Below are 12,487 nucleotides of genomic sequence, written 5' to 3'. Positions count from 1 at the left end.
TGCAACAAGCGCCGCCTTGTCTCTGGCTACTCTTCCGGCTGAGATTGGCCGGGCCAGGTCCAGGCTGGGACTGCTCGGATCGGGTGCAGTTCGGCGTCGGTGGTGGCGTGTGAGTTTTGCTGGGCGACGTGGGCACCGAACTCGACGTGCTCGCGGACCGCTGTGCGGAAAGCGTCGTTCTCGGGCAGGCCGGCTTCTGCCAAGGCCTCCAGGTAGAGGGCGACGAACCGTTCCCGCTGCTCGTCGGTGATCTTCAGGTGGCGGTGGACGTCGATGATGTGCTGAAAGCTCAGCTGCGTGGTGAACCTGTCCGGGCCGCCGAAGGACTCTGCGGTGAACCACGTGAGGTGGTCGACGTGGGTGGGCTGCCGAACAGGGAATACGCCGCGCAGCACGGGGTCGGCAAGTGCTTTGGCATAGAACAGCTCTTCCAGGCGATGCAGTGCGTCGTCGCCCCCGGCGAACTCGTACAAAGTGGTCACTGACCTCGCCCCCAAGGCTGCGTCGACCGGTCTGCGACGAACCCTGGACAAGGAACATGGCGTCCTCAATGCGACGGATGGTGAACGGTTCTAGGGTCTGAGCCAGGAGGTGGCGAGATGAACAGAGTGATCCATTTTGAGGTGCCGTTCGACGACGGGGAGCGGGCCAGGGCGTTCTACAGCGAGGCGTTCGGCTGGCAGCTCGACTCGATGCCCGGGTTCGGCTACACCATGGTCACGACCACACCGACGAACGAGCAGGGGCGTCCGGCCGAGCCCGGTGGCGTCAACGGCGGCATGATGGCTCGGCAGGGGCCGATCACCGGGCCGGTCATCACCATCGGGGTCGACAGCATCGATGAGGCGCTGGCCACGGTTGAGAAGCTGGGCGGCCGGGTCGCGATCGGGCGGCAGCCGGTCGGCTCGATGGGCTTCAGCGCGTACTTCCACGACACCGAGGGCAACCTGATCGGGCTGTGGGAGAACGCCCAATAGCCGGCCGACGACGGTGTCGAGGGTCACGAATAACACAAAGTCTTTGTTACGTTCCCGTTGCCATCCATCAATATCGAATTGTTGACACCCGCGCCTATAAACGGCCAGACTCGCGAACGTGAAATACATTCCCCGGCTCCTTCTCGTCGCCGCCCTCGGGGTGACGGGCTGCTCGGCGACCGGGTCCGGCGACGCGGCCACCCCCACCGCGAACGCCCCGGCGCAGGCCCCGGCGGCCGGCTTCGGCGGCACCGACCTGGCCTGGATCCAGATCAACATCGCGATGAACGAGGAGCTGCTCCCGCTGCTCGACCTCACCCCGAAACACACCCAGGATCCCGCCACGCTCGCCCTCGCGCTGCAGGTCAAGTCGTTCACCGAGGCCGAGCTGAACGTTTTGCGGCAGCTGCACACCCAGGCCGGGCTGCCCACCGAGAATCCGCACAAGGGCATGCCGATGCCGGGCATGGTCACCCCGGAGGACATCACCGGCGTCTCCCAGCTCGTCGGCGCGGCCTTCGACCAGACGGTGACCAAGCTCATCCGGGCCCATCTGGTGCAGGGCCAGAGCCTCGCCCGCAGCGAGGACAAATCGGGGGCCGAGGCACAGACGCGTGATTTGGCGCTGCAGATTCTGCGTACGAGGGAAGTGGCCTTGTCCACAATCCCGAGCACTTCTCCCTGATTGTTGACAACCGGAAAACGGGCGCCGCCACTTCGGCAACGCCCGTTTCCCGGAGGGTTACGGCAGTTCGTAGTTCGCGTTGAGCGCCGCGCCGCGGTCCGGCTTGTAGAGGTCGAAGCCGCGCGGGTCGCACTGGAGTCCGCCGTTGATGCAGTGGCGGACGAGGGCGGCCAGCGTCGGCGGGTCGAAGGCGTTGAAGACGTCGTAGTGGAACGAGAAGCCGCGGCCGCTGGAGAAGCGGACGTTGCTCATGTTGCCGCTGACCGGCCAGGCCATCTTGAACTCGATCATCGGGACGGCCACCGGGTGGGAGGCCGGGCAGACCCCGAGCACCGGGTACGCCATGTGGCTCTTGTGGTCGGGCGTGTCCAGGTGCAGCCCGTTCCAGCAGCTGGGGGCCTGGAAGCGGACGTTGAGCTGGCTGCCCGCCACACAGTTGGCCGGGATGTCCCACTGGAACGAGAGGTCACCGCACTCGAAGCCCTCCACCGCGCCCGGGTGGTTGCGGAAGTCCTCGAGCGTGGCGGTCGGGCTGCCGACCACGTAGCGCAGGCCCTCGGGGAACGCCCGCACGCTGCGGTAGTCGATGACGCCGGACTTGTAGTAGATCGTCTGCCGCCCCACGGGCTGCACCGCGGTGTCGCCGTTGAGCAGCGTCGGCATCCAGTAACCGGTCTTGTCACCGGGCGTGATGCATGACGTGCTGCCGCCCTTGAGGCTGGCCACCGTCGTGTTGGCGTTCGTCGTCGTGTTGCCCATGAACGTGTGCGAGTGCGAGGCGCCGGCCAGCCCGGGGAAGACGATCGGGTCGTCGTTGAGGTTGCTGCGGCTCACCGAGCAGTTCATCTGGAACTCGTGGTGGGTCGTCGGCGGGTTGGTGTCCGGCGGCACGGCCGTCGACGGCACGACGCCGGTGACGGGCGGGTTCGCCATCACGTAGCCCGGGCCACCGGTCGGCGGCGGGGTCGTGTACGAGCCGTAGACCTGGAACTCGTACAGCGAGTAGCCGTAGCCGGTGCCCCGCTGCGTTCCGTACACGCGGACGTAGCGGCCGGAGCCGTTGACGTTCAGGGTCTGCGTGCCGCCCGCGGCGGTGGTCGTGCTGTAGAGGTTCGTCCAGGTGGTGCCGTCGGCCGAGGTCTGGATCTGGAAGGCCTTCGCATAGGCGGCCTCCCAGACGAGCTTGACCTGGGTCACGGTGGCCGTGCTGCCGAGGTCGACGCGGAGCCACTGCGGGTCGCTCCACGCACTGCCCCACCGGGTGGTGGTGTTGCCGTCGACGGCCGCGGCGGCCGGGGCGCCACCGTTCTCGGTCGACGAGGCGAGGACGGGTCTGCCCTGGGAGAGCAGGGTGTCGGCCGCCTGAGCGGTTCGGACACCGGCGAGAACGGCGGTCACGGTGAGGGCCGCGACCGCGCTCACGGTCAGGATGCGTCTAGGTCGATGGGGATTCACCAGGTCTCCTTCGGGGATGGGAGAGCGCTTTCCGAGTGTTACGCCGCGATGTCAAGGGCGTCAATACGTACGCGGGTTTCTGCTGGTTCCGGAACTTCGCCGGCCTCGCCGGTCGCGCGGAGGGAGAGCGCTCTCCAGCTGTGCTATAAAGACGTCTATGCGAACCGAGCGGCTCCCGACCCTCGAGGACGTCGCCCGGATGGCCGGGGTCTCCCGAGCCACCGTCTCCCGCGTGATCAACGGCATCCGTAACGTCGACCCGCAGCTGCACGAGGTCGTGTGGGACGCCGTGGGGCGTACGGGTTATGTGCCCAACCGGCTGGCCCGCTCGCTGGTCACCCGGCGCACGGGCACGGTCGCGCTGGTCGTCTCCGACTCCGAGACGCATGATGACGACCCGTTCATGGGCCGCTTCTTCGCCGACCCCTACTTCGGGCGCGTCGTCGGCGGCCTGATGAGCGTGCTGCGTGGCAAGGGCGTCCAGCTCGCCCTGCAGATCGTCGGCACCGACGACCAGCGCAAACGCCTCGTCGGCGACCTGCGCAACGGCCAGGCCGACGGCGCGATCGTGCTGTCGCTGCCCCCGATCGACCCGCTGCCCCGCATGCTCACCGAGGGTGGCGTGCCCGCCGTGCTGATCGGCCGTCCCGCCGAGCCGGTCCCCATCGACTACGTCGACCTGGCCAACGACACCGGCGCCACCCTGGCCGCCGACCACCTGCTGGCCCGCGGCTGCCAGCGCATCGCCATGATCTCCGGCCCGGCCGACGTCCCCGCCAGCAGCGACCGCATCGCCGGCTTCCGCCGCTCGATGGCCCGCCGCGGCCACGGCTGGGTCCCCACCGAGCCCGGCAACTTCACCCGCGACAGCGGCGAGACGGCGATGCGCGCGTTGCTGACGGCCAACCCCGAGCTCGACGGCGTGTTCGCGGCCAACGACCTGATGGCTTTGGGCGCCTTGGCCGCGTTGCGCGAGGCCGGCCGGTCGGTGCCCGCCGACGTCGCGGTGGTCGGCTTCGACGACAGCAGCGCCGCCGTGGCCGCTTCCCCCGCCCTGACGACGATCCGGCACCCACTGGAAGACATGGCCGCCGAGGCCGCCCGCCTCCTGCTGGCCCGCATCGAAGACCCGGCCATGCGCGTGTCGTCAGTCATCTACGAACCCGCCCTGATCACGCGCGCGTCGGCCTGATCCCCGCGGCGCTGCTCCCTGCTTCAGCTGATCCTCCGCGACGGCCTGATCCCTGCGTCAGCTGATCCTCCGCGACGGCCTGATCCCCCGCGTCGGCTGATCACCCGCGACGGCCGCTACCCTGCGACTGCCTAATCTCCTGCACCGGCCGGATCTCGCGCGCGTCGGGATCCCGCGCTTTCTCCCGAGATCAACACCGAAGCCGTACGAGTCGTCGCCGCCCCCAGAAGCAGTAAGACCGAACCGGGCGCACCTCGCCCGCTGATCAGGGCTTACGCGCCGTAGCGCGGGCTCCGGCCGTGGTGGTCGGTCCCGCACAAAACTCACCGGAGCAGGCACAGCGAAAAGCGCCCACGGGCAGAACGGCATCGTATCACGCGTCAGCCACCGCGGGAATCTCCAAGCCGGCGCGAAGGGCGCGAGCCCGGCGCACGGTACGCGAGCCCGGCGCACGGTACGCGAGCCCAGCGCACGGTACGCGAGCCCAGCGCAAGGTGCGCGAAGGTGCGCGAGCCCGGCGTAAGAGTGCTTGAGGGTGCGCGTGCGCGAACCGGCATGCGAATGCGCGAGGTGCGCGAGCCTGGCGTGAAAATGCGCGAGCCCAGCGCAAGGTGCGCGAAGGTGCGCGAGCCCGGCGCGAGGTGCGCGACGGTGCGCGAGCCCGGCCAAGGTGCGCGACCGTGCGCGAGCCCGGCGCAAGGTGCGAGGTGCGCGAAGGTGCGCGGTGCGCGAACCGGCATGGGAATGCGCGAAGGTGCGCGAGCCCGGCGTGAAGGTGCGCGAAGGTGCACGAGCCCAGCGCGGACGCGCGAGCCCAGCCCAAGGTGCGCGAAGGTGCGCGAAGGTGCGCGGTGCGCGAACCGACATGAGAATGCGCGAGGGTGCGCGAGGGTGCGCGAGGGTGCGCGAACTGGCGCGGGGAACGCGTTGTGCGTGACCCACCGCCACGGCCGGAGCACGCGCTACGGCCTGCAAGGACCGCTCAGCGGGCGAGGCGCGCCCGGTTCGGGCCTACTGCTTTTGGGGGCGGTGACGACTCGTACGGGGATATTGGTCTTTACGGGCTGGCTGCCATGAAGAGGAATGCGGCGAGCAGGGCCAGATGGACTCCGCCTTGGAGGACGTTGGCTCGGCCGGGGACGATGGTGAGGGTGCCGACGCCTACGGTGAGGGCCAGCAAGACCATTTGGGTGCCGCCGAGGCCTAGGAGCAGGGGGCCGTCGAGCCAGATCATGGCTATGGCGATGGCGGGGATGGTCAGGCCGATGCTGGCCATGGCGGAGCCGATCGCGAGGTTGAGGCTGGTTTGGACGCGGTCGCGGGCGGCGGCGCGGATGGCGGCGATCGTTTCGGGGAGCAGGACCAGCAGGGCGATCACTACGCCGACCACGGCTTGGGGCAGGCCGATCGCGGCCACTCCGGATTCGACGGCGGGGGAGACGCCTTTGGCCAGGCCGACCACGGCGATCAGGGCGACCATCAGGGTGCCCAGGCTGACCAGGGCGGTTCGGGACGACGGCGGGTCCAGGTGTTCCTCGACGTCGATGACCTTGCCGCTGGTGGTGATCGGCAGGAAGTAGTCGCGGTGGCGGCGGGTCTGGACCGTGACGAACAGGCCGTAGAGGCACAGCGAGGCGACGGCGGCAAACGTGAGCTGGGCCGGGGAGAACTGCGGGCCGGTGCGGCTGGTGGTGAAGCTGGGCAGCACCAGGCACAGCGTGGCCAGGGTGGCGACCGTGGCGAAGGCGCCGCCGGTGCCCTCGGCGTTGAAGACCGAGACGTGCCGGCGCAGGGCCCCGACCAGCAAGGAGACGCCGAGCAGGCCGTTGCAGGTGATCATGACGGCGGCGAAGACGGTGTCGCGGGCCAGGGATTGGGTCTTCTCGCCGCCGCTGATCATCAGGGTGACGATGAGGGCGACCTCGATGATCGTGACCGCCACGGCCAGCACGAGGGAGCCGAAGGGCTCGCCTACCTTGTGCGCGACCACCTCGGCGTGGTGGACGGCGGCGAGCACAGCGCCGCCGAGCAGGAGGGCGGCCACCACGACGACGGCCGACGGCAGGTCGCGGCCCCACGTGAACACGAGGGCGACAATGGCGATGAGCGGAACGAACACCGTCCATTGCGTGAGATAACTTCGGATCGAGGCGGCCACCCGCCCACTCTGGCAGATTTCGGGCAGCTCAGTGCCCCAGACCCGTTCGCCGGGCATTTCCGTCCGGCAGGTCGCAGGATGGGGTCATGGCGTACGTGAACCCCAAGGGCGAATTCAACCGGGACCAGCGGTACATCACCACCCGGATCACCGCCGACGGCCGGGACGGCTTTCCGGTCGAGCCGGGCCGATACCGGCTCGTGGCCGCCCGCGCCTGCCCGTGGGCCAACCGGGCCATCATCGTCCGCCGCCTGCTGGGCCTGGAGGACGTGCTGTCGATGGGCATCGCCGGGCCCACCCACGACGAGCGCAGCTGGACCTTCGACCTGGATCCGGACGGCCGCGACCCGGTGCTGGGCATCGAGCGGCTGCAGGAGGCGTACTTCAAGCGGATCCCGGACTATCCGAAGGGCATCACGGTGCCCGCGATCGTCGACGTCCCGACCGGTCAGGTCGTCACGAACGACTTCGCCCAGATGACCATCGACCTCTCGCTCGAGTGGACCAAATTTCACCGTACGGGGGCACCGAAGCTCTATCCGGAGGAGCTACGGGAGCAGATCGACAAGGTCAACCGGTTCGTCTTCGCGGACGTCAACAACGGCGTCTACCGGGCCGGGTTCGCCGGCACGCAGGAGGCCTACGAGGCGGCGTACGAGCGGCTCTTCGCCCGTCTCGACATGCTGTCGGACCTGCTGGCCGGTCAGCGTTACCTGGTCGGCGACACGATCACCGAGGCCGACGTGCGCTTGTTCACGACGCTGGCCCGGTTCGACGCGGCCTATCACGGCCACTTCAAGTGCAACCGCAACAAGCTGACCGAGATGCCGGTGCTCTGGGCCTACGCCCGTGACCTGTTCCAGACCCCGGGCTTCGGCGACACGACCGACTTCGTGCACATCAAGCAGCACTACTACATCGTGCACAAGGACATCAATCCGACCGGGATCGTGCCGGCCGGCCCCGACCTCTCCGGCTGGCTGACCGAGCACGGCCGCGAGAAGCTGGGCGGGCGGCCGTTCGGCGACGGCACTCCCCCGCCGCCGCCCAAGCCGGCCGAGGTGGTGCCGCCGGGTCACGGCGTCATCCCCTGAGCGCCTCGCGCAGCAGGGCGTCGAGCTGACGCTGCTTCTCCGGGGAGAGGTGGGCCAGCAGGTCCTGCTGCTCCGCGAGGCCGGCCCCGACCGCCTGCTCGACCACGTCGAAGCCCGGCCGGGTGAGCCGGACCAGCACGCCGCGCCGGTCGCTGGGTGAGGGCAGCCGCTCGATCATGCCGGCCCGCTCGAGCCGGTCGAGCCGCGCGGTCGTGCCGCCGGTGCTGAGCATCATCGAGGCGGCCAGCTCGCCCGGTGAGAGCTGAAACGGGTCGCCGGCCCGGCGCAGGGTGGCCAGCACATCGAATTCGGGGCGGCCGATCCCGTACGGGGTGTAGGCCTGTTCCATCCGGTCGCCGGCGAGCCGGGAGAGCCGGAAGATCCGCCCGAACACCGACATGGCCGTCGTCTCGAGGTCGGGTCGTTCCCGCGCCCACTGCCGGATGATCAGGTCCACCCGGTCGCCTGAGTCTGTCGTCACTCCACCATTGTGTCGAACTCCAGCCGGATTTATCTTGATGTCGAGATACTTTGCGTCGAGAGGTTCGAGATGCGGCCACCGGTTCTCCTGCTCACGGCGATCACCCCGGTCGTCTGGGGTACGACCTACGCCGTCACCACCGAATTCCTGCCCCCGGAGCGCCCGCTGGTGGGCGGGGTGCTGCGCGCGCTGCCGGCCGGGCTGCTGCTGCTCGCCCTCACCCGGCGGCTCCCGTACGGCTCGTGGTGGTGGCGGTCGGCCGTGCTCGGCACGCTCAACATCGGCCTGTTCTTCGCGATGCTCTTCCTCGCCGCGTATCGGCTGCCCGGGGGCATGGCCGCGGTGCTGGGGGCGGTCCAGCCCCTGATCGTCGCCGGGCTGACGGTGCTGCTGCTGACCGAGCGCGTGGCCCTCCGTACGGTCGTGGCAGCCGTGCTGGGTGCGGCCGGCGTCGCCCTGGCGGTGCTCACAGCCTCGGCCCGGCTCGACGCGGTGGGCCTGGTGGCGGGGCTGGTCGGCGCCGGCTCGATGGCGTTCGGCCTGGTGCTGACGAAGCGCTGGGGCCGCCCCGGCGTGCCGCTGCTGACCGCGACCGGCTGGCAGCTGACCGCCGGCGGGCTGGTGCTGGTGCCGGTGATGCTGCTCGTCGAGGGCCTGCCGCCCCGGCTGACCGCGACCAACCTGGCCGGGTACGCCTACCTCTCGCTGATCGGCACCGCGCTGGGCTACTCGCTGTGGTTCTGGGGCCTCGACCGCCTGCCGGCCGCCCGGCTCGCCCTGCTCAGCCTGCTCTCCCCGCTCGTGGCCACGGTCGTCGGCTGGGCCGCGCTGGGCCAGCGCCTGACGCCGCTGCAGGTGATCGGCATGGTCGTCGCCTTCGCCGCCGTCACCTGGGGGCAGCGGACCGGCGCTCCGGCCCTCGAGACGCCTCCGCTAGCGGAGGTCGACGTTCTCGACGATGTGCCCGGCGAACCCGACCCGGGCGGCCCGCAGCATGGCCTGCCCCACCCGGTCGGTGGTCGTCACGTATCGGGGAACCACCCTGTCGAGTAGGGGCATGAGCGGCGCGGTGGCCGTCCACAGCACGTTGTACCAGCGGGTCTTCGAGCGGATGCCGTGGGTGGGCTGGATCATGGCAGGACGGAAGGCGTACGCGTTGGGCAGCAGCTCGAGAAGTTCGCGCTCGGCCCGGCCCTTGACGCGGGCCCACATCTGGCGGCCCTCGGCGTTGGTGCCGGCCCCCGAGACGTACACGAAAGTGGTTTGGGGGTTGAGCTCGGCGAACGTGCGCGCGGCGGCCATCGGGTAGTCGTAGGAGACGCGGGTGTACGCCGCCTCGTCCATGCCGACCGACGAGACGCCCAGGCAGTAGAAGCAGGCGTCGAACCCGGACAGCTCGTCCTTGATCGGCTCGAGATTTGTGAAGTCGTCGAGGCGGACCTCGCGCAGGCGCGGATGGGTGAGGCCGGTCGGCGTGCGGATGACGGCCAGCACCTGCTCCACGTCGGGCGCGAGCAGGCATTCGCGCAGCACACCCTGGCCGACCATGCCGGTTGCCCCGAAGACCACGACCTTCATGGTCCGATCATTTCATCGCTCCCGGCGGGCGTGAGCGGGGGCGGCGAAAATGTCGTACCCGCCGCATAGGGTTTTCCCGTGCCCGTTGAACGCTGGTCGGCCGCTCAGGTCGAGACTCTCGCCCCCGATGCCCCGTCGGTGAAGGCGGCGCGCGGGCTGTCCTTCCCGGCCTCGTGGTCGGCGACCGGGCGGCTCGACGACATCCTCTGGGGACAGTTGCGCAACTATCAGGTCTGCGTCGACCTGACCGGTCCCGCGTTCAAGTGCTCGTGCCCCAGCCGCAAGATCCCCTGCAAGCACTCGCTGGCCCTGCTCATGCTGTGGGCCGAGTCCGATGTGGCCGACGCCCCCGCCGCCGAGTTCGCGAAACAGTGGCAGGCCGCGCGGGCCGCCCGGGCGGCCAAGCCCAAGACGGCCGCCGCGGCCCCCGATCCGGCCGCCGCGGCCAAGCGGGTCGAGCAGCGGGCCGAGCGGGTCGCGGGCGGCATGACCGAGCTCAGCCGCTGGCTCGACGACCAGATCCGGCAGGGCCTGGCCGGCGCCCAGCGCAGCGGGCCGCAGCCGTTCGAGGCGATGGCCGCCCGCCTGGTCGACGCGCAGGCCCCGGCGGCCGCGGGCGCGGTGCGCCGGCTCGGCTCGATCGCGGGCATCGGGCCGCACTGGGCCGACCGCCTGCTCGGCGAGCTGGCGCTGCTGCGGCTGCTCGTCGCGGGTTACGAGCGGCTGGCCGACCTGCCGCCCGAGCTGGCCGCCACGGTGCGCAGCCGGATCGGCTTCCCGGTGGCGACCGACGACGTGCTGGCCGGTCCGCGCGTGACCGACCGGTGGCAGGTGCTGGGCCAGGTCGAGTCCGACGACGGCGCCCTGACCACCCGGCGCACGTGGCTGCGGGGCGAGGCGAGCGGCCGGTTCGCGCTGGTGCTCTCGTTCGCCGCGCCCGGCCAGCCGATGGCCGCCGACCTCGTGGCCGGCACAGAATTCCGGGGCGAGCTGGCCTTCTATCCGGGCTCGGCCCCGCTGCGCGCCCTCGTCGCCGACAAGACCAGCGCCGCCGAGCCGTTCCGCGAGCCCAGCGGCGCGGTGCCGCTGGCCACGGCCCTGTCCGGCTACACCGCCACCGTCGCCGCCGAGCCGTGGCGGTTCGACGCGCCCGTGCTGCTGGCCGGCGTCGTCCCCAGCGGCGACGCCTGGCTGGTCGACGAGTCCGGCGCCGCCCTGCCGCTCGCCCCCGGCCATCGCGAGCCGTGGTGGCTGCTGGCCGCGGCCGGCGGGCGCCCGGCGACGGTGGCGGCCGAGTGGTCGCCGACCGGTCTGCGCCCGCTCGCGGCCTGGGTCGAGGGCGAGTTCGTGGCGGCCGCTCCCCCGGTGCCCGGCCCGGCCCCGGCCCGCCACCCCGAGCTGCCGCCCGAGCTGCTGGCCTCGGCGCTGGTCGGCACCAACCGCCGCCCCTGGACGGGCGAGGTCCCGCTGCTGGAGGCGGCCGCCGTGGCCCTCACCCGGCATCGCGCCGGGGTGCTGCCCGGCGACGGGCACGAGGCGGTGCCGGCCACTCCCGGCGAGACGGAGGCCGCGCTGCCCACGCCGGCCGGCGCGCGCCTGCTGCGCATCCTGGGCGGGGCCGTGCCCGGCGGCGCCCAGCTCGCGCAGGAGCTGCTCAGCCAGTGGCTCGCCGCCGCGGCCGAGCGGGGCGGTCACGTGCCCCCGTCCGCCCTGCCGGCGCTGCTCGACGCGGGCCGGCGCAACTCGATCGTCCGGCCCGCGCTGGCCCGGGTGGCCGGCCGCCGGGGCGCCTGGCTGGCCGGCATGCGGGCCGACTGGCGCTGGCTGCGCGACGAGACGACAGTGGTGGCGATGCTGCCCGACTGGCACACCGGCAGCTCCGGCGAGCGCGTGGGTCACCTGACCCGGCTCCGCGAGACCGACCCGGCCCAGGCCCGCGAGCTGCTGATCAGCACCTGGGCCGAGGAGTCCTCCGACGATCGCGCCCGGTTCGTCGGCGCGCTGGCCACCGGCCTGTCCACCGACGACGACCCGTTCCTCGAGGCAGCCCTCGACGACCGCCGCAAGGAGGTGCGCGAGGCCGCGCTCGACCTGCTGCGCCGGCTGCCCGGCTCGCAGCTGCGCAGCCGCATGGCCGAGCGCGCCCTGACGCTGGTGCAGCGGGAGCGGCGGCTGCTCGGCGCCGACCGGCTCGTCGTGACGCCGCCCGAGGAGCTCGACGCCGCGCTGCGCCGCGACGGCGTGGCCTCGACCCCGGCCCGGGGCATCGGCGTCAGCGCCTGGCTGCTCGAGGAGGTCGTGGCGGCCACGCCGCTCGACACGTGGTCGGCCCCGGCGACGATGCTGCGGCTGGCCCGCGGCAACGACTGGGAGACGCCGCTGCTGCACGGCTGGGCCAAGGCGGCGGTCGTCCAGCAGGATCCGGCCTGGGCCGGCGCGCTGCTCGCCGACGTGTCCGGGGCGCTGCGGGAATCCGTACGGTGGGATCTGCATCTGGTGCTGCCACCCGCGGAGCTGGGCCGGCTCGCCGCCGACGCGCTGCGCCGCGACGACGGGCTGGCCAACCGGCTGCTCGCGATCCACCCCGGCCACTGGCCCGAGGAGCTGTCGGTGGCCGTGCTCGAGACGATCGCCCATCGCGCCCGCACCGACCGGCACAGCTGGCAGCTGGGCGAGTTGTGTCGCGAGGCCGGCCTGGCCATGCCGCCGGCCTATGCCGAGCTGGTGAGCCGCCTCGCGTTGCAGCTCGACCAGGAGCCGGCCGACCCCTCCCGCGTGCGGCCCGTGGCCGAGCTGGCCCGCACCCTGACGTTCCGCCAAGAGATGTTCGCCGAGCTGACCACAGCTTCCTGACCGCCGCGACTTTG

The 12,487-nt window shown here is 71.5% G+C and carries 11 protein-coding genes; 6 read left to right on the top strand and 5 right to left on the bottom strand.

Annotated features, from left to right (window positions below; genetic code table 11):
- Positions 1-26: 26 nt before the first annotated feature.
- On the bottom strand, positions 27-482 hold the full coding sequence (locus JKJ07_RS08430; RefSeq protein ID WP_202990654.1) for a group II truncated hemoglobin: 456 nt from the start codon (positions 480-482) through the stop codon (positions 27-29).
- 117 nt (positions 483-599) lie between these two features.
- On the opposite strand from JKJ07_RS08430, the gene JKJ07_RS08425 reads away from it, so the two are divergent.
- Positions 600-977: a VOC family protein gene (locus tag JKJ07_RS08425; protein WP_202990653.1), complete on the top strand. Its 378-nt coding sequence runs from the start codon at positions 600-602 to the stop codon at positions 975-977.
- Positions 978-1,095: 118 nt separating this feature from the next.
- Complete coding sequence (locus JKJ07_RS08420) at positions 1,096-1,662, top strand: DUF305 domain-containing protein (RefSeq protein WP_202990652.1); 567 nt, start codon at positions 1,096-1,098, stop codon at positions 1,660-1,662.
- Positions 1,663-1,719: 57 nt separating this feature from the next.
- Here the strand turns inward: JKJ07_RS08420 and JKJ07_RS08415 are convergent, their stop codons facing one another.
- Complete coding sequence (locus JKJ07_RS08415; RefSeq protein WP_438871367.1) at positions 1,720-3,117, bottom strand: DUF1996 domain-containing protein; 1,398 nt, start codon at positions 3,115-3,117, stop codon at positions 1,720-1,722.
- A gap of 157 nt (positions 3,118-3,274) precedes the next feature.
- On the opposite strand from JKJ07_RS08415, the gene JKJ07_RS08410 reads away from it, so the two are divergent.
- Positions 3,275-4,309: a LacI family DNA-binding transcriptional regulator gene (locus JKJ07_RS08410; protein ID WP_202990651.1), complete on the top strand. Its 1,035-nt coding sequence runs from the start codon at positions 3,275-3,277 to the stop codon at positions 4,307-4,309.
- Positions 4,310-5,366: 1,057 nt separating this feature from the next.
- Here the strand turns inward: JKJ07_RS08410 and JKJ07_RS08405 are convergent.
- Positions 5,367-6,467 (bottom strand): calcium:cation antiporter, encoded by a 1,101-nt coding sequence (locus tag JKJ07_RS08405; protein ID WP_307834168.1) that lies wholly within the window; start codon positions 6,465-6,467, stop codon positions 5,367-5,369.
- A gap of 86 nt (positions 6,468-6,553) precedes the next feature.
- Between JKJ07_RS08405 and JKJ07_RS08400 the strand changes: the two genes are divergently transcribed.
- Entirely contained in the window at positions 6,554-7,561 is a 1,008-nt protein-coding gene (locus tag JKJ07_RS08400; protein WP_202990649.1) for a glutathione S-transferase family protein, read from the top strand.
- Here the strand turns inward: JKJ07_RS08400 and JKJ07_RS08395 are convergent.
- Positions 7,551-8,042, bottom strand: a complete 492-nt coding sequence (locus JKJ07_RS08395; protein ID WP_307834167.1) for a MarR family winged helix-turn-helix transcriptional regulator — start codon at positions 8,040-8,042, stop codon at positions 7,551-7,553. The two genes, JKJ07_RS08400 and JKJ07_RS08395, sit on opposite strands and share 11 nt — an antisense overlap.
- A gap of 69 nt (positions 8,043-8,111) precedes the next feature.
- Between JKJ07_RS08395 and JKJ07_RS08390 the strand changes: the two genes are divergently transcribed.
- Positions 8,112-9,095, top strand: coding sequence for an EamA family transporter (locus JKJ07_RS08390; RefSeq protein ID WP_202990648.1), 984 nt, complete (start codon positions 8,112-8,114; stop codon positions 9,093-9,095).
- On the opposite strand, the gene JKJ07_RS08385 is transcribed toward JKJ07_RS08390, so the two are convergent.
- A complete protein-coding gene (locus JKJ07_RS08385) occupies positions 8,976-9,620 on the bottom strand; it encodes a Rossmann-fold NAD(P)-binding domain-containing protein (RefSeq protein ID WP_202990647.1) in 645 nt (214 codons plus the stop codon). The genes JKJ07_RS08390 and JKJ07_RS08385 overlap by 120 nt on opposite strands.
- Positions 9,621-9,698: 78 nt before the next feature.
- Between JKJ07_RS08385 and JKJ07_RS08380 the strand changes: the two genes are divergently transcribed.
- Complete coding sequence (locus tag JKJ07_RS08380) at positions 9,699-12,473, top strand: SWIM zinc finger family protein (protein ID WP_202990646.1); 2,775 nt, start codon at positions 9,699-9,701, stop codon at positions 12,471-12,473.
- Positions 12,474-12,487 lie beyond the last annotated feature (14 nt).

This window comes from Paractinoplanes lichenicola, from assembly GCF_016785085.1.
GTDB lineage: Bacteria > Actinomycetota > Actinomycetes > Mycobacteriales > Micromonosporaceae > Actinoplanes > Actinoplanes lichenicola.
This window is presented reverse-complemented; position numbering and strand designations above follow the sequence as displayed.

Bases quoted from the DNA above. Each gene is read 5' to 3' on its own strand.
- JKJ07_RS08425 (WP_202990653.1), top strand. From the start codon at position 600: ATGAACAGAGTGATCCATTTTGAGGTGCCGTTCGACGACGGGGAGCGG.
- JKJ07_RS08410 (WP_202990651.1), top strand. From the start codon at position 3,275: ATGCGAACCGAGCGGCTCCCGACCCTCGAGGACGTCGCCCGGATGGCC.
- JKJ07_RS08400 (WP_202990649.1), top strand. From the start codon at position 6,554: ATGGCGTACGTGAACCCCAAGGGCGAATTCAACCGGGACCAGCGGTAC.
- JKJ07_RS08390 (WP_202990648.1), top strand. From the start codon at position 8,112: ATGCGGCCACCGGTTCTCCTGCTCACGGCGATCACCCCGGTCGTCTGG.
- JKJ07_RS08385 (WP_202990647.1), bottom strand. From the start codon at position 9,620: ATGAAGGTCGTGGTCTTCGGGGCAACCGGCATGGTCGGCCAGGGTGTG.